Origin of the sequence: Streptomyces sp. NPDC001410 (assembly GCF_042895235.1) — a bacterium.
Classification (GTDB): Bacteria; Actinomycetota; Actinomycetes; order Streptomycetales; family Streptomycetaceae; genus Streptomyces.
On the sequence record NZ_JBIAWE010000011.1, the window covers coordinates 274,789 to 290,937 of the forward strand.

12 protein-coding genes and 1 pseudogene are annotated in these 16,149 nt (G+C 74.1%); 2 read left to right on the forward strand and 11 right to left on the reverse strand.

The window, feature by feature from the left end:
* Window positions 1-219 precede the first annotated feature (219 nt).
* Window positions 220-1,740 (forward strand): hypothetical protein, encoded by a 1,521-nt coding sequence (locus ACFY3C_RS25460; RefSeq protein ID WP_390772351.1) that lies wholly within the window; start codon window positions 220-222, stop codon window positions 1,738-1,740.
* A 45-nt stretch (window positions 1,741-1,785) separates the two neighbouring features.
* Complete coding sequence (locus tag ACFY3C_RS25465; RefSeq protein WP_386575565.1) at window positions 1,786-2,109, forward strand: hypothetical protein; 324 nt, start codon at window positions 1,786-1,788, stop codon at window positions 2,107-2,109.
* A gap of 42 nt (window positions 2,110-2,151) precedes the next feature.
* Here the strand turns inward: ACFY3C_RS25465 and ACFY3C_RS25470 are convergent, their stop codons facing one another.
* From ACFY3C_RS25470 to ACFY3C_RS25520, 11 genes and pseudogenes are all read right to left on the reverse strand, one after another.
* Entirely contained in the window at window positions 2,152-3,489 is a 1,338-nt protein-coding gene (locus tag ACFY3C_RS25470) for a protein kinase (RefSeq protein ID WP_390772352.1), read from the reverse strand.
* The gene (locus ACFY3C_RS25475) at window positions 3,490-4,407 is read right to left on the reverse strand and encodes a PP2C family serine/threonine-protein phosphatase (RefSeq protein WP_390772353.1); all 918 of its coding nucleotides are present in this window, start codon (window positions 4,405-4,407) and stop codon (window positions 3,490-3,492) included. It abuts the gene before it with no gap.
* Window positions 4,401-5,075, reverse strand: a complete 675-nt coding sequence (locus tag ACFY3C_RS25480) for a tellurium resistance protein (protein WP_390772415.1) — start codon at window positions 5,073-5,075, stop codon at window positions 4,401-4,403. Before ACFY3C_RS25480 ends, ACFY3C_RS25475 begins: the two co-directional genes overlap by 7 nt.
* Before the next feature lie 178 nt (window positions 5,076-5,253).
* On the reverse strand, window positions 5,254-6,921 hold the full coding sequence (locus ACFY3C_RS25485) for a hypothetical protein (protein WP_390772354.1): 1,668 nt from the start codon (window positions 6,919-6,921) through the stop codon (window positions 5,254-5,256).
* Complete coding sequence (locus ACFY3C_RS25490) at window positions 6,918-9,620, reverse strand: GTPase-associated protein 1-related protein (RefSeq protein WP_390772355.1); 2,703 nt, start codon at window positions 9,618-9,620, stop codon at window positions 6,918-6,920. The genes ACFY3C_RS25485 and ACFY3C_RS25490 overlap by 4 nt, the downstream gene beginning before the upstream one ends.
* Window positions 9,617-10,858 (reverse strand): hypothetical protein, encoded by a 1,242-nt coding sequence (locus ACFY3C_RS25495; protein WP_390772356.1) that lies wholly within the window; start codon window positions 10,856-10,858, stop codon window positions 9,617-9,619. The genes ACFY3C_RS25490 and ACFY3C_RS25495 overlap by 4 nt, the downstream gene beginning before the upstream one ends.
* A gap of 3 nt (window positions 10,859-10,861) precedes the next feature.
* Entirely contained in the window at window positions 10,862-12,973 is a 2,112-nt protein-coding gene (locus ACFY3C_RS25500; RefSeq protein WP_390772416.1) for a hypothetical protein, read from the reverse strand.
* A gap of 62 nt (window positions 12,974-13,035) precedes the next feature.
* Window positions 13,036-13,104: pseudogene (locus ACFY3C_RS25505) on the reverse strand (hypothetical protein); the annotation flags it as partial.
* 609 nt (window positions 13,105-13,713) lie between these two features.
* Window positions 13,714-14,460, reverse strand: coding sequence for a sirohydrochlorin chelatase (locus tag ACFY3C_RS25510; protein WP_390772357.1), 747 nt, complete (start codon window positions 14,458-14,460; stop codon window positions 13,714-13,716).
* Window positions 14,461-14,468: 8 nt separating this feature from the next.
* Entirely contained in the window at window positions 14,469-15,347 is an 879-nt protein-coding gene (locus ACFY3C_RS25515; protein ID WP_386575558.1) for an ABC transporter permease, read from the reverse strand.
* Window positions 15,334-16,119 (reverse strand): ABC transporter ATP-binding protein, encoded by a 786-nt coding sequence (locus tag ACFY3C_RS25520; RefSeq protein WP_386575557.1) that lies wholly within the window; start codon window positions 16,117-16,119, stop codon window positions 15,334-15,336. Before ACFY3C_RS25520 ends, ACFY3C_RS25515 begins: the two co-directional genes overlap by 14 nt.
* Between the last annotated feature and the right edge of the window lie 30 nt (window positions 16,120-16,149).

Sequence of the window (16,149 nt, forward strand, 5' to 3'; positions counted from 1 at the left end):
GGCGATGAAGAAGGGTTGGCTGATAAACATCCCCTTCGGTGTGACGAAGTCCCTTTGTCAGTGACACATCCGGCCGAGATGACGCAGAACCAAGAGCCGACCGCGGTCCGACGTCACAGGGGAGCGCCGGACCGCGGCGGCCCGGCTCCCCGGAACCCCGCGACAAACCCCCCGGGTTGTCCCTAGGGTGAAGCGCGCGGAACGGCCGAGGGGGAGCGGATGAGTGTGCCGGGGAGACCATTACCCACGCTGCCGCAGTACCGGAAGGACTCGGTGACCCGGCGCCTGTGCGCCTCGGTACACCTCGACGACGACTTCGCCCTGTACGTGGACCGGGCGCTCACCGGGGACCGGCTGGACGCCCTGGGGTTGAGCCTCGGCATCAACTTCGTCGCCCTCGCCCGGCACGCGCGCGTGGCCGCCCGCCGCCGAGCCGCCCTCGACCGCCGGCTGGCGTGCCTCGCGGTGGTCGTGCCGGTCGCCGTCCTGGCGGGAGGGTGGGCTCTGGTCAACGGGCACGGATCACTCGGATGGGTGGCGATTTTCGGCCCTCTCGGCGCGTACGTGATCGCCTGGACCCTGGTCCACCACAAGGAGTCCGTGGGACGTGACACGGCACGCGAGGTGTTCCACTCCGCGGAGAAACCCGAGCGGACGGCGCCGCCCGTGGAGGCCGAGGCGGAGGACTGGCTGAACGAGCTGAAACGCGCCAACGTCCTGCCGTACGCGGACGCGTCCGCCCAGACCAAGCCGTTCGTCGGCAGCGGCGAGAAGATCAAGGAGCTGGTCTGGCAGCCCATCGACGTCAGCAGACCCGCCGACGACCCCGCCGGCGGCAAGTTCCCGCTGCTGCCCTTCGACGCCGTCGACCTGCACACCTACGTGGCCCGCCACCTGGAGACCATCTCCGGACTGCCGAACCTGCGGGCGCAGAACCGGCTCTACGTCATCGGGAGCAACGCCTGCTACCTGCCCGAACTGGTCCCCGACAGCACCCGCAGACCCCGCGCCCGGATACCCAAGCAGCTGGTGCAGGCGGGGCTGCAGAGCCCCGGCGCGGGCATGCGCACCCACCTGTGCCTGGAACGCATCGGCGAGGGCGGCCGGATGATCGTCTCCATGTACCTGCGGGCGAACCTGCAGCCACCCAGCCTGACCTGGGAGGTCGCCGCCTACGCGATACCCCCGCTGGACGGCCGCTTCCACCGCGTGGACCGCCTTCCGGTGGCCCCCCGCGAACGCTGGTGGGACCTCGTCAAGTACGCCACCTCCCACACCGGCCCCCAACTGCGCGGCGCCCTCGGCCGGTTGACCGCGCGCAGCCGCTGGCGACGCGACCACGACCGCTGGCTGACCAGGCAGCGCAAGGCGATCACCAAGCAGCACGTCCGGTACGACTACGGCGCCAAGGGCAGCCTGCGCGAGGATCTCGGCGCCTGGGACGAGGCGGGCTACACCGAGCGGATGGACGCGCAGGACTTCCTGTTCCGGCTCCAGCAGGGCGTGCTCGTCGCCACGGAGCGTTTCCTCCAGGACCACCATGTCGACACCAGCTCGTACGACAAGGCTTTACAGGTCATCAGCACACAGACCTACAACATCGGTAACGTCAGCGGTCCCAGCATCTTCGGCAACAACGGCACGATCGCCATGGGCGGTCAGCAGGGCCCCGGGCCGCACGGCGGACCGGGACCCCAGGGCGGACCGGGACCCGCCGGCTCCGGCCCGCCCACGTCATAACCCCAGCCCCGCCGGCCCTCACGAAGCAGGAGTCAGGACAGGACGATGAGCACCTACAACTTCGGGAACATCAACGGTCCCGCCAACATCGGCGATCACGGCCGTATCGAGATCAACCCCTACGACCCGGCCTCGGAGGCCCTCGTCCGGCTCGCGGACGGGCTGCTGGAGGCCCTGCACGCCGAGTACCCGGGCCTCGTGCGGCACGGAGAGACCATCCGCGGCGCGATGATGGAGTCCGTCGGGGACGGCGGTCCGCCGAACCGCGGCCGCATCCGCTCCGCCCTGGAGGCCATCAGCATCGGCGCCGCCGCAGGCACCGGCAGCCTCACGTTCACCCAGCAGCTCATGCATGTCATGGGCCTGTGAGCGGACGGGACCCCGCCGCCGTCACGGGGCCCCGTCCACACCTCACTTGGCCCGCACCACCGCCCGTACCCCGTCACCGAGGTCCAGTTCCAGGCCCGCCCTGAGCGGCACGGTCTGACCGGGCTCGATCTTCTGCGCGGTGCCGTCGGAGCGGGTGCCCGTCCAGGTCTGCCGCGACCGGTTCGCGATGCCGAACCGGCCCGGCTTCTTGGGGTGTTCGACCAGCTCCGCGACGAGCGCGGCATCCGAGCAGTCGTGGCGCGCCGGCTCCGGCAGCAGATGATGGGCCTGCACCCGGGCACCCCGGCGCAGCCGGACGTGGTGCTCGGTGCGGGGCGGGGGAGTGGTCACCGTCAGCCGCGGCGGGAGCACCAGCAGCGCCCCACAGCCCCAACAGGGCCGGGGCGGCGGGTTCTCGCCCGGCTCGGTCATGTTCTGCCGCCCGCAGGAGGCGCACTCGACCACCGAGTCCAGCACCGCCCGCAGCGCGTTGCGCCACTCGGACTCCCGCACCCGGGCCGCCGGATCACGCAGCCCGACCGTGAAGGACCGCCGGAACAGCTCCTGCAGCGTCCCCGCCGCCGCGTCCCAGGTGGCCAGCACGGTCGCGTGCTCCATCGGGTCCGGCGCGTTGGAGTCGTCCGCCGGGTCGAACACGAACAGCGGACTCCTGCCGTACAGCTTGCGCTCGGCCGCCTCGTCCAAACAGTGGATGCCCAACTCCAGCCTGCCCTTGAGCGGGTGATGGTTCATCAGGAACATGAACAGCAGCACGGCGAGCGAGTGCAGGTCGGACTGGGTGCCGGGGCGCGCCCCCGGGTCGCCGCGCACCAGCTCCGGCGCCATGAACTCCATGGTCCCCGAGATGCCGCTGGCGTCCCCCTCCACCACCGCGTTGTCGTTGTCGCAGACCAGCACGTCACCGGTGGCCGGGTCGAAGAAGATGTTGCCCCAGGAGATGTCCCGGTAGGCGATGCCCCGCGAGTGCAGCGCCTGGTAGGCCTCCACCGTGTACAGGCAGGCCGTCAGCAGCGCGCGCGGGCTGGTGCGCAACTGCCGCCGGAACAGCGCCGGAAGACCCTTGTAACGGTCCGGGCGCAGCCCCATCAGATAGCCGAACGAGCCGCGGTGCGCGGGCACGTACGCCTCCGGCCACAGGAACCGGTCGTCGGCGAAGTCTCGGGCGACCAACTCCCTTACGATCACCTCCTGTTCGTCGGTCGCGCAGGTCGGGTAGTACCACTTCAGCGCCCGCTCCCCGTCCGGTGTGCGGACCCGGTACACCTCGCCCTGGCCGCCCGCGCCGAGGAAGTCGACGATCTCGACCTCGTCACCGGTCTGAGCCGCGAGGCGCGTCCCGCCATCGAGCATGCCGCTCATCTACGTCTCCGTCTTCCGTTCTTCCGTGTCCACCGGACCACCCGCGTCCGCGGCCTGCTCCATGTCGTCCACGACGGCGTCCTGTGCCGAGCGCAGCGCCGCCGCCAGCGTCGTGTCGTCCCCCGAGTAGCGCGCGGCCTGCGCCAGCCACTCGGGCAGCACCTTCCGCACCCCCGTACCGCCCTCCTCGGCCAGCCGGCCGGCCAGGCCCGCGACGAACTCGCGGTACCCGTCGGCCGACGCGAAGCTCTTCGACAGCCCGTCCGTGGAGAGCACCACCAGCCGTGGGGCGCGCGCCTCCTCGAACACCGGCGCCCAGTACATCCGCATGGACCGCCAGGCCTCGCGCCCGCACAGCGACTCCGTCTCGTCGCCCAGGTCCTCCTCGGCGGGCGCGAGCGGCCGGCTCAGCGTGCCGTCGTGCTCCACCACCGCGAGGTCCCCGTCGCCGAGCTGCCAGGCCACGAACAGCCACGGTGTGAGCACGGCACCGATCAGCGTCGTGCCGTACAGCACCAGCTTGTCCTCGGGGCCCGGCTCCCGGGACGCCTCCTCGACGACCGGACGGTTGCGGTCCCAGTGCCCGAGGGCCGCCTGCCGCCACTCGTGCACCAGCGCGCGCGGGAAGTCGTCCCGGGCGTACGTCATCAGCCGGGCCAGCCGCCCCGGCTCGTGACAGTCGTGCGCCGCCCGGCCGAAGTGGGCGGCGAGACCCACGAACCGGTCCACGGCGAACCGCGCGCCCAGCTCGCTGCGCGCGTGCACCGCCGAGCCGTGCCCGTCCGCCACGGCGAGAACCAGCGGATCCTCATCGGATCCGGTGCCCCGGCACTCGTACCAGTCCTGGTTGCGCCGCTTGTTGACCCCCTGGACGCTGTCCGCGAGCGTCTCCCACCGTCGCACCCCGAGCGTCACCACACGTCGTCGTCATCGTCGTCGTCCAGCACCGGCGGTGCGTACGGCTGTTTGGCCATGGTCAGGGTCTTGCCCGAGCTGTCGCCCAGGACCGGCTGGGAGGCCGCCTTCACGGCCGCCGTGGACGCCCACCGGATCGCGGCGGCCAGCTGCTTGGGGCTGTTGGCGTCCAGCGGCTGCAGTTCGGGATTGCCGAGGAACTCCTGGAGCACCCCGCGGTCCGCGTCCGCGCCGATCGCGATGGCGACCCGCACCGCCTTGCGGCCCCAGGGACTCGCGTCGACGGCCTTCAGGCCCGCCCGCCAGTCGTCGGTGGGCACCCCGTCCGAGACCAGCGCCAGCACCGGCTTCAGCGCCCGCTGCGGCATCGGCGGGGTCTGCAGCTCCCGCGCCACCAGGTGCAGCGCCTCACCGAGGTTGGTCATGCCGTCGACCTGCACGTCCTGCCAGGTGAAGTCGTCGACCGGGACCGGGGTCTGGTGGTGCCACCGGGCCGTGGTGGAGAAGGTGACGGTCCGCAGCAGCAGTTGGGCCGCCGGGTTGTCGTGGGCCACCGACCGCATCTCCGGGATGGCTTCTCTGATCGCGTAGTTGAGCTTCGCGATCTTCTCGCCCTGCATCGAGTACGAGCAGTCGAGCAGCCAGATGAAGTGGACCGGCCGGTTGGCCATGGCCCCGCCGGGAATGTCGCTCACGCCGTGATTCCTTTCAGGTGATGGGGAGTTCGGGTCGGTCAGGGCAGCAGCAGCCGTACGCCGTAGGCGAGCGCGGCCACCGCCAGGACCAGGGCGGTGACGAAGAGGCCCGCCAGCGCCCGCCGGGCCCGTGAGACGGAGGGGGTGACCTGGTTCATGCCGGGCTGTACCTCCCCGTCTCGGCGTCGTCCGGCCGCCGCCGCTGCCTGGGCGGCCGGCCGCCGCCTGCGCCGGATCCGGTGAGCGGGCCGGTGCGCAGCCCCGAGGCCGCGAGCAGCCACAGCACCGGCTCGGCGGCCCGGCGCTGCTCGCTCTCCAGCGGCCCGGTGCCGGTGGCGGCGTGGGCGCTGACCGCCCAGTAGCGGGCCGCCCCGAAGTCATGGCCGAGGGCGCGGACCAGCGCGCCGAGACCGACGTCGCCGAGCCAGTCGTCGATGCGCGGACCGGGCACCGGCAGCGAGGTCAGCCGGTCCAGCACGTCCCGCTTGGTGACCACGGTGGCCACGGACATCCGGGACCGCCGGCCGGTGAGCGCCGCCAGCTCCCCGGTGAGGCGCTGGTACGTCTCCCAGGGGCCCTGCGCCGAGGGCCGCGCCCGGTCCGTCCGCTCGGTCTCCGCGGGGTCCAGCCGGCCGCGGACCTTGGGATCGGCCAGCACGTCGGCGACCAGGACCACCCCGTCCGCGTGCGCCAGGTACCGCTGGGCGCGCACCCGTTCGGCGTCGCTCACCTGCTCGCCCATCGGGTCGTACAGGTACAGCAGGCGCCGCCTGCGGCCCCGGGCCACGGTCAGCATCATGGCGCGCGGCTGGCCGCCGGTGGTGGCGTGGGCCCAACCGGTGCTGTTCAGCTCCTGGTTGAGGCCGGTCTGGGTGCGCTGGTCGTCGACGGTGGCGTACTCGACGCGCAGTTCGCCCTGCCGGGACCAGGAGTGCAGTCCCTCGACCATGGCCGCCATCAGCATCGTCTTGCCCGACGAGGTACCGCCGACCAGCGGGGTGTGCACCACACGCATGGTGCCCGCCGCCCGGGGCAGGAACTGCTCGCAGCGCGGACACAGTGCCGTGAGCTTCCCGCGCCCCAACAGCCGGGAGGCCGGCATCCGGTGCCCGCACCGGCACACGTGCCACAGCACCCCGTACCGCCCGGGCCGCAACTCGGCATGCATCGCCTGACAGCTGGGGCAGCGGTGCAGCGCCAGCGGGACCGGTGCGTAGCAGCCGGGGTGCGGGCACTTGACGCGGATGCCGCGCAGCAGCAGCCAACCGCGCTCCACCCCGCGCAGCACGGGCACACCGGCGGCCCAGCCCAGCCACACCACGGCCAGCAGCAGCGCGAACAGCACCAGCACCGCGCCGAGCAGCAGCGTCGCCAGCGCGGCGCCGACCAGCGCGCCCGCGGCCGTACCGGGCGCGATCAGCACGGCCAGCAGGAGCCGGTACAGCGGCGCCGTGACGCGCACACCCGAGGCGCGGCGCCCCTGGAACAGGTTGCGCACGGTCCGGCTCAGCCACGGATAGGCGAAGGCGGACCAGACGGCCCGCATCCCGGCGAGCCCCGAGGACACCGCGTCCGCCCACGACTGCCGCCACCAGTAGGCGAGATGCGCGGGCTCACTGCTTCCGACCGCCGCGAGCCGCGGGTCGGTGCGGCCCGCCTGCCAGGGCCCGAGCCCGCGCCACACGGCCTGCACCCCGCGCCCGAGGAACTCCCACAGCGTGCGGGACACGCACACCGCGACGGCCACGACCCCGGCCCAGCCGAACAGGGCCAGGAGCACCAGGACCAGCACACCGGCGTTGTCCTCCCCGCCCACGTTCATCGGCGGCCTCCCCCGCCCGGCGGGTCCACATCGCCGTACCAGGTCGCCTGCCGCTCCTCGCGCCGCCCCCGCCCGGTCAGCCGTCCCGCGAGCCGGCCCAGCGCACCGGGGCGGTTCCAGGCGCGGTAGGCGTCCAGCCGGCCCCGGCCGGTGCGGCGCAGCGCCTCCTCGACCGCGCTCCGGTCCTCGTCGGGCAGCACCCGCACGACCGGCCGCAGCACCTTGGCCAGCAGGGTCGTGCGCGTCGCCTCCCAGGCCGGGTGCGTCTGCGGGTACGCGCTCCAGTCGCCGAAACAGGCGGCCACGTACGACGGCACGGTGCGCAGCCGCTCGCCCACCCGGTCCCCGCGCGCCACCCGCTCGTACGCGGCCAGCAGCCCCGGATCGCCCGAGCGGGCCAGCGCGTACAGCTCGCTCTCGGACACCGTCGGGCGCGGCGCGGCGTAGGCCTCGCTCCCCGGCGCCGGGACGGCCAGCAGCCGGCGGGCGACGGCGTCGTACACCCGCTGCGTCACCGGCTCGGGTGCGGGCTCTGCCGCACCGTCCCGCAGCCGCCGCACGTGCTCCACCCAGCCCTCGACGTCCTGGCCGGCGTCGAGCAGCCCCGCGTACTCCAGCAGCAGCAGCGGCGCCCGGTGCGCGGGCCGCAGCTCCGTGGTGAAGCAGCGCAGCAGGTCGGCGGCGAGGACCGGTACGGCGAGGTCGTCGGCCGGGGCGGCGAGGGCGGCCTCGACCAGCAGGTCCCGGGTGCCGGCCAGCCGGTGCGCGTCCGAGCCCAGCTCGCTCAGCAGCAGGCTCGCCTCCTCCCCGGTGGGCAGGCCGTCCGGCCACACCAGGAGGAACGCGGTGCGCAGGACTGCCGGTTCGGCGTGTGGCGAGACCCCGGCGGTGCGCAGCACGTCGTGGAACCGGCGCCGTCGGTCGCCGCCGGCCCGCCGTGCCCCGTCGGCCTGGATGCACATCCGCAGGTGCGGGAAACCGGAGTCGAGCGAGACCGGCAGCCCGGATCCCGCCAACCGGCCTGCGGCCCCCGGGGGATTGGCGGCGGCGAGGGCGTCCAGCGCGCCGAACAGGGCGGTGCGCAGCGCGGGGTGACCGTGCACGGCGTCGAGGAGGGCGGCGGGAACGTCCGGGCCGTCGGGGGACGACTCCTCGGGCGCCGGTTTCTCCACCGCCGGTTTCTCCACCGCCGGTTTCTCGGCCGCCGGTTGCTCAGCCGTCGGCTCCCCGGTCCGCTCGCTCACCAGGTCCCGGGCGATGCGCCCCGCGAACTCCGGTAGCGCCTCCGTGCAGTCCACGTCGAGCAGGTCGGCGACGCGCAGCAGGGCGAGGGGCCGGCCGGCGGCCGGTTCGGTCGCATCGGCGATGCCCTGCCGCAGGGCCGGAGCCAGGTCCCGGGCCAGCTCGGCGCGGAGCGCGGGGGTCAGCGAGCCCGCGACCAGCGGGGGCACCGGGCCCCGGCCGAGCACCGCCGTGGCCAGCACGCGGGCGGCGAGCGGCGCCGACACGGTGGTGGGCACCTGGCCGTCCAGCCGGGCCGACAGCGCCGCCAGCGCGGCCGGTTCGTCGTCCAGGGGCGTACCGGTGGGGCTGTACCGCGTGCCCTGCGCGCCCCGTTCCTGGCCGGTGGAGTTGTACCGGGTGTCCTGCCCGCTCCGGCCCTGACCGGTGAAGCTGTACCGCGTGCTCTGCCCGCCGGGGCCCTTGCCGCTTCTGCCGGCCAGGGCCGCGATCAACACGGGGAGCGTCTCCGGGGGCAGGGTGAACGCGTGCTCCGCCGCCCAACGGGCCGCCGCCGCACGCCCGTCGGCGCGCAGCCCGATGCCCTGGACGAGCGCGGCCACCGCGAGCGGGCCCAGCTCGCCTGAGCTGTCGCGGAACAACTCGGGCCGGCCGGCCGCCCAGACCCGCGCGCACACGTCGGCCCAGGCGTCCTGGACGGGTTCCTCGTCGGCCCCGGCGGTGCAGTCGTGTACCCGGAACCGGTGGTCGTGGCCGACCGGCTCCGAGGACGGCAGCGCCCCGACGATCTGCTGACGGGCCTGCTGCGGACGTCGCGTGTACGTGGTGAAGGTCAGCCGGTGCGCCCGTTCGCGCGGCAGGACGGTGCAGGCCAGCGCGATCCACTGGGCCACGTCGGCGCTGTCGTGCTCCACGAGGACGATCTGCCGGGTGTCCGTCTCCTCGGTGAGGGCGCGCAGGTCCGCGAAGAACGCGGCGAGCCGGTCCGCGCGGGACCGGGCGAAGGCCACCAGCCCGTCCCGGCGCAGCAGACCCGACGGCTCGAACCGGTCCACCGGCTGGGGCTGCCCGTCCGGGGGAGTGGCGTCGGCCCAACGCGGCGACTCCCAGGCCGTGATGGGCAGCGCCCCGTCCGGCAGCCGTACCCCGGGCGGCAGATGCAGGGCGTGGGCGTGGAAGTTGCCCCACCGCCCGCTGTAGTCCGCTCCGGTGTACACCGACCGGCTCAACAGCCTTCCACCGTCGGACAGTTCACTGCAGCTGAAGGCCTTCGGGAAGCCCTTCAGCTGCTCGGCGTCCGGGCGCGCGGGCAGGTCGCGCGGCGGCTCGTACCCGATGAGCTGCTCCGCCTCCCGCAGCAGCGTCTGCGGCACACCGGGGCTGACCGCGGTGAACCGGAAGCCCGACCCGTCCGGACCGGGCGGCGCCGAGGTGTAGTGCAGCTGGGCGAGGCTCACTTGGCACGCCCCTTCCCCGCCGCGCGCACGGGCAGCAGTCCGCGCCGGGACAGCAGCCACAGCAGCGGATCCTCCACCCGCACCGGCTGCGGACCCGACTTCGGTACGTCCGCCGGGGCGTCCGCGGGCGGCGGCGCCCCCAGCGCGGACAGCCCGAACAGGGACAACTCGGCGAAGTCCAGCTCCAGTTGGCGCAGCAGCGCGCCGGAGTCCCAGTCGGTCAGCAGGGAGCGGAGTTCCTCGTGCACGGCCAGCCGGTCCTCGCCGTCGTAGGTGCCCGCGCTGTGCGGGGCGTTGCGCAGCAGCGGGGAGTGCGGGTCCAGCAGGGGTCTGAGCATGTCCGTCTTGGTGACCGCCACCGCGATCGGCGTGGACACCCGCCCCCGTGTCCTCCCCTTGCCGTGGGCCCGCAGCTGGGCGGCCAGGTCGGCGGCGATCTGCTGCGGCGAGGTCTCCACCACGGGCAGCGGCGGCCCCTCGTGCACCGCCAACCGGTCGCGCACCGAGCCGAGTTGGAGCGGGTCGACGAGCAGGATGATCCCGTCGGCGGCGCCGAGGTAACGGGTGTAGCGGTCCATCGCCTCGGCGCCCGCGAGGTCCTCACCGGCCGCGTCGAAGAAGACCAGTGTGGTGTGCCGGGTCCCGGCGCCGCCCAGCAGGCCCTTGCGGGGCAGGCTCAGCCGGTACAGCAGCGGGTCGTTGAAGCCGAGCGCGGCCGGCCGGGTGGCGTCCGGCAGCCGCAGCCGCTCGTACAGGTCCTCGGCCATCTCCTTGTCCCGCGTCTGCGTGCTCTGCCCCATCGCCGCGAGCGAGGCGTGATAGGCCTGCCCCACCCGCTGGTTCAACTCGTTGACCAGCACGGACACATAGGTGCTCTTGCCGGACGCCTTCGCGCCGACCAGCGCGATGATCCGGCTGTCCTGGTCGCAGTAGTCGCTCGGCAGATCGCTGTGGCAGGACCCGCACACCCGCACCGGCGTGGGCACCCCGCACTGCGGGCAGGGCACGCTGCTGCCCCCGCCGCCGAGCCCCGCGACCTTGCGCGCGGGAGTGAACACGGGCCCGCGCATCCGGGCCGCCGGAGGCACGCCGGGACCCATGAACCCGGCCCAGGCGTCGTCACGTTCGGGCCCGCAGGGCGCGCCGCCGCGCACCCCGCTCGGGGTCATCAGGCAGCGGTACGGCAGCTTGGCCGCCGACGCGCGGGCGAAGCAGTAGGGGCAGATCACGGTCGTCATGGCTCAGCGCACCACCAGGCTGGCGAGAGGGGGTTCTTCGAGTCGCACCGAGGTCGCGTGCTCCCCGAGCAGGAAGCCGCGCAGGGTGTAGGGGGCCGGGCAGGGGGAGGCCGGCAGCTCCTGTTCGACGGTCCCGTGCCGCGCCAGGTCGGGCCCGGGTATCCGCAGGACGGTCGTGCCGTCTGCGGGGCTGCGCGGGCGCAGGGTACCGCTGCGTGCGACGCACACGAACTCCGGTACGTCCCCGGGCCCGCCCGGCGCGGCCAGGGTGACCCGGAGCAGGGTGCGGCCGCCCCGGCCGAGGAACCGCCGTTGCGCGCACACCAGTTGGTACCGGATCGCGGCGTCGGACGGCAACAGTGCCTCGGCCGCGTCCGGCACCACCACGACGGCGCCCGGCACCCGGGGCACGGTCGCCGCCCGGATCCGCACGGCCCCCGGGCCGACGGGCAGCCGCAGCCCGCCGCGCCGGTAGGCGTGCGCGGTCAGGATCCGCTCCCCGCCGCCCTCCGCGCCGTCCAGGCCCGCCCAGCCGACCACGACGTGCCCGACGCCCTCGGGCCAGTCCAGCATGATCCGCGCCTGCCCGTCAGGCAGCCGCTCGACCGTGAGCCCGGGCGCGGCGTGTACGGCCTCCACGCCGACGGCCGGCCCGGCCAGCGCCCGCGCACCGAGTACGGCGACGGCGGCGACCTCGGTGTACGTGCCCGGCGGAGGGCACAGGGCGCCGGCCTTCTCGGGCCAGTCCAGCGCGGCCGGCAGCTCCCGCGCACGCAGCTCCGTGCCCGGCGCCGGCGCCTGCCCGGGCCACACCACCAGCCGCACCTCGGCACCCTGCCCACCGCTCCACTCGAACCGCACGGCCCCACCGTCGGCCCGCGCGTCGAGACTGCGCACAGGCTCCGGCCAGGCGTGGACGGTACCGGTCACCCGCAGGCCCGGGGAGGCGACCCGGCTGCCGTCCAGCGCCCGGTAGTGACAGACGATCCGGAACGAGTGCGGGCCCGCCGGCAGCCCGGTGACCGTGAACCCGTCGGGCCGCCGAACGAGCCGGATGGCGGCGTTGTGCTGGCCCGTGGGCTCGGCGCCGATGTCGGTGGCGTCCGCAGACTGCTGGGTGAGCCGTATGGCGGCCGCGTCCGGGCTCTTCGGCGCGTCGGCTGGTCGCCGGGTGGGGCGGAGGGGGGCCTTGTCCGGGCCCGTGCGCTCGGCGGTGTTGCCGGTGGCGTCCGTCGGCTTCCGTGCGTGGCGGATGGCGGCTTCGTCCGGGCTCTTGGGCGCGTCCGGTGGTCGCTGGGCGGGGTCGAGGGGGGCCTTGTCCGGGTCCGTGAGGCCGACGGTGATGTCGGTGCCGGCCGCAGACCGTTGGGCAAGCCGGATGGCGGCCTTGTCCGGGCCTTTGGGCGCGTCCGCTGGTCGCTGGGCCGGGTGGTGGGGGGACTTGTCCGGGCCCGTGCGCTCGGCGGTGTTGCCGGTGGCGTCCGCTGGCCTCCGTGCGTGGCGGATGGCGGCCTCGTCCGGGCCCTTGGGTGCGTCCGCTGGTCGCTGGGCGGGGCGGCGGGGGGTCCTGTCCAGGCCCATGTGCTCGACCGTGACGTCGATCGCGCCCGTCGGTCGCTGCCAGGAGCAGTGGATGCGGGCCGGGCCGTCCGTCAGTACCGGGCGTCCCACCTCCGGAGTGACCAGCAGCCGGCGCGACACCAGTGGCGGGCCCGCCACCCGGCCGTCCCGCAGCGGCAGGGCCGCGTACCGTACCCCGGAGCCCAGCGGGGCGTCCTTGTCCCGTACGGTCCCGGCCGCCGTCGGGTCCGCGCCGCGCACACTCCGTACGGCGGGTCTGCCCCGATCCGTGCGGTACAGCCGCAGTAGCCGCCACTCGCCGGGGACGTCGTGCCGGTCCTGCCAGCTCACCTCCACGTGATCCGGGCGCAGTTCGGCGCGCAGCAGGGGGTGGTGGCCGGACTCGGGCCGGTGCAGGCGGACCAGGCCGCGCAGGGCGCGCCGGTCGTCGGCCGCCCCGCACAGCGCTTGCAGGTACGCGCCGCTCGCGCCGTCCTGGTCGCCCTGCTCCTCGGCCCGCCGGGCGGACCGTAACAGGTCCTCGACCAGGCCCATCCGCTCGGCCACGTCCGATCGCAGCGCGGCCAGCGCCGGGTCACCGCCCCCCGTGGGCAGCCGGTCGAGCAGGCTCCGCAGCCGGTGCAGCTTCCGCCGCTCCAGGGCGTCGCCGAGCGATTCGGCGGCATCGCGCCGGCGCCGGTCGAGGGCGGGGCGCAGCCGGGCGGCCGCCACCAGCCCGTCGATCTCGTCGGCGTGCACCCCCGACTCGGCCGCGATGCGGTGGCGTTGGGACGCCGGGTGGTCCTGGAGCAGACCTATCAGCTGGTAGAGGACGACCCGGCGCAGGGCCTGCGGATCGCGCCGGTGCAGTTCGGCCAGCCGTCGGGCGAGCGGGGCGCCCGGTCCCGGCCCCTGCGCGAGACCGTCCAGGTACAGCCCGTCCACCCGGCGCCGACCCCACGGCCCCGACGGCACGAACAGCCCGTCCAGGACCCGTAACCCTGCGGGGGAGGCGCCCAGGACCTCGCCGAGATGACGTAACCCCGCCGCGTGCTGGGCGGCGGCCAGGCTGCCGTAACCGGGTACGAGGGGGCTCAGCGGCAGACCCGACAGGGCCCTGGGCAGCCCCAGGTGATGCCCGAACTCCTGACCGGCCACGCGAACCGTTCTCCCCCGAGATAGTGCTTTGAGGGACCATCCCAGCAGATCCGGACGTGACCAGGAAGGGGATTCGGGGAAACCGGGCAGGCCGGGACGGGAACGACCGGATGAGCGGTCGTCGGGCCGCCGGGCCGTCAGGCGCCGAGCACCGCCGGCAGCGGCAGCCGTGCCTCGTCGTACCGCTCCAGCAACACCCGTGCCACCTCGGGCGCCGGGCCCAGGACGTCCGCCAGGACGTCCGCCCCGGCCGCGCCGCGTGCGATGCGGTCGGGCAGGAAGCCGGGGGCCAGCACGTACGGCGCGACGGCCACCCGCTCGCAGCCGAGGGCGCGCAGGTCCCGTACGGCGTCCTCGGTGCGGGGAAGGGATGCGGAGGCGAACGCAGGTCGCACGGCGCACCAACCGGTGTGCCACCACTCCCGCGCGATGTCGGCGATCACTGCGATCGCCTCCGGGTCGGAGGACCCCGCCGAGGCCAGTACGACCCCGGTCGAGGACTTGTCGGCGGGCGTCAGTCCCGCCTCGTAGAGGCGTCGTTCCAGCGCCGACAGCAGCAGCGGGGACGGGCCCAGCACCTCCGCCTGGCGGATGTGCAGCTGCGGCGGCGCGTCCCGCAGGACGGCGGGGATGTCGGCCTTCGCGTGGAAGGCGCGGGTCAGCAGCAGCGGCAGCGCCACGACGTCCCGCTCGCCCTCCGCCGCGAGCGACTCCAGCACCCCCTGCACGGAAGGGATGTTGAAGTCCAGGAACCCGGTCTCCACGCGCAGGCCCGGCCGCAGCGACCGTACGCGCTGCACGAGCGCGTGCACGGTCGCGGCGTGGCGCGGGTCGCGGCTGCCGTGGGCGATCACCACGAGCACGGGGCGGACCGGATTGCGCATGCTGTGCCTCAGCCCCTCACCAGCAGGCCGCGGCTGCGCAGCACCCACCGCTCCAGCGGGCTGAAGATCAGCAGGTCGATGGCGATGCCGACGAACAGGATGAGCAGGATGGCCTCGAAGACCATGGCCATGTCGCTGGCGGTGCGCGCGTTCTCCAGCAACTGGCCGAGGCCCACACCGAGGTCGGGGAAGGACGCGATGATCTCCGCGGCCATCAGGGAGCGCCACGAGAACGCCCAGCCCTGCTTCAGGCCCGCCACATAGCCGGGCAGCGCGGCCGGCAGTGTGACGTGCCAGATGCCCTTGACGCCCGTCGCGCCCATCGTGCGGCCCGCCCGCAGGAACAGCGGCGGCACCTGGTCGACGCCGGACACCAGACCGTTGGCGATGGACGGGACCGCGCCGAGCAGGATCACCGCGTACATCATCGAGTTGTTCAGGCCCAGCCAGATCACGGCCGGCGGCACCCACGCCACCGACGGCAGCGACTGGAGGCCGGACAGGATCGGGCCGATGGCCGCGCGCACGAACTTCACCCGGGCCACCAGCAGGCCGAGCGGGGTGCCGATGAGCAGCGCGAAGGCGAAGCCCAGCAGACCGCGCGAGACGCTGGTCCAGATGTAGCCGAGCAGTTCGCCCTTCAGCCAGGCGTCCCGGAACGCGCTCCCCACGGCGCCCGGCGAGGGCAACTTCGTCGGGTTGTCGACGATCGGGTACAGGAGATACCAGGCGACGAGGACCACGGCGATCGCGATGATCGGCGGCAGGATCTTGTCGACGAAGGTCTTCCGGAACGGCGGGCGGCCGGTGGCCGTGGTCTCCAGCGCGTCGAGGCCCGCCTCGACGCTCCCGGCGTCCTGAGCCGCTGTCGTCTCAGTGCTGGCCATGGCGGCGGATCTCCCCACGCAGTACATCGGTGATCTCAAGGGACAGTTCGGCCACGGGCGCGTCCTCGATGCGCCGCGGCTGCGGGATGTCCACGCTCCACTCGCGCGCGATCCGGCCCGGCCGGGAGGACAGCAGGATCACCCGCTGCGCGAGCCGCACCGCCTCGCGCACGTTGTGCGTGACGAACAGGACGGAGAGGCCGGTCTCCGCCCAGATCCGGGTCAGCTCGTCGTGCAGCACGTCCCGGGTGATGGCGTCGAGGGCCGCGAACGGCTCGTCCATCAGCAGCAGGTTGCTCTCCTGCGCCAGCGCACGGGCCATCGCCACGCGCTGCCGCATACCGCCCGACAGCTCGTGCACGCGCTTGCCGTGCGCGCCCCTGAGCCGGACCAGTTCGAGCAGCTCCTCGGCCTTGCCGCGCCGCTCGGGCTTGGGAACCCCCCTGAGCTTCAGGGCGAGTTCGATGTTCTTGCCCGCGGTCAGCCACGGGAACAGGGCGTGTTCCTGGAACATCAGGGCCGGACGCCCGTCCGTCGTGATGGAGCCCGCGGTGGGCCGGTCCAGCCCCGCCACCAGGTTCAGCAGCGTGGACTTGCCGCAGCCCGAGGCCCCCAGGAGGGTGACGAACTCGCCCGGAGCCACATCGATGCTGATGTCGTCCAGCACGAGCTGCTGCCCGCCCGGTGTCGCGAAGGACTTCGAGACATGCTCAAGGCGTGCCGCGTACTCGACCGCCTCGGCGGCCTTGGCGAGAGTCGTGGTCGTGGCCATGGTCGTCACCTCCTGGGAACTCGTCGGGTG

What these genes read in the sequence shown, in the direction of transcription:
- ACFY3C_RS25465 (WP_386575565.1), top strand. Translation starts at nt 1,786, where the DNA reads ATGAGCACCTACAACTTCGGGAACATCAACGGTCCCGCCAACATCGGC.
- ACFY3C_RS25480 (WP_390772415.1), bottom strand. Translation starts at nt 5,075, where the DNA reads ATGGCCAACCGGCCGGTCCACTTCATCTGGCTGCTCGACTGCTCGTAC.
- ACFY3C_RS25500 (WP_390772416.1), bottom strand. Translation starts at nt 12,973, where the DNA reads ATGGGCCTGGTCGAGGACCTGTTACGGTCCGCCCGGCGGGCCGAGGAG.
- ACFY3C_RS25510 (WP_390772357.1), bottom strand. Translation starts at nt 14,460, where the DNA reads ATGCGCAATCCGGTCCGCCCCGTGCTCGTGGTGATCGCCCACGGCAGC.
- ACFY3C_RS25495 (WP_390772356.1), bottom strand. Translation starts at nt 10,858, where the DNA reads ATGACGACCGTGATCTGCCCCTACTGCTTCGCCCGCGCGTCGGCGGCC.
- ACFY3C_RS25485 (WP_390772354.1), bottom strand. Translation starts at nt 6,921, where the DNA reads ATGAACGTGGGCGGGGAGGACAACGCCGGTGTGCTGGTCCTGGTGCTC.
- ACFY3C_RS25460 (WP_390772351.1), top strand. Translation starts at nt 220, where the DNA reads ATGAGTGTGCCGGGGAGACCATTACCCACGCTGCCGCAGTACCGGAAG.
- ACFY3C_RS25470 (WP_390772352.1), bottom strand. Translation starts at nt 3,489, where the DNA reads ATGAGCGGCATGCTCGATGGCGGGACGCGCCTCGCGGCTCAGACCGGT.
- ACFY3C_RS25520 (WP_386575557.1), bottom strand. Translation starts at nt 16,119, where the DNA reads ATGGCCACGACCACGACTCTCGCCAAGGCCGCCGAGGCGGTCGAGTAC.
- ACFY3C_RS25515 (WP_386575558.1), bottom strand. Translation starts at nt 15,347, where the DNA reads ATGGCCAGCACTGAGACGACAGCGGCTCAGGACGCCGGGAGCGTCGAG.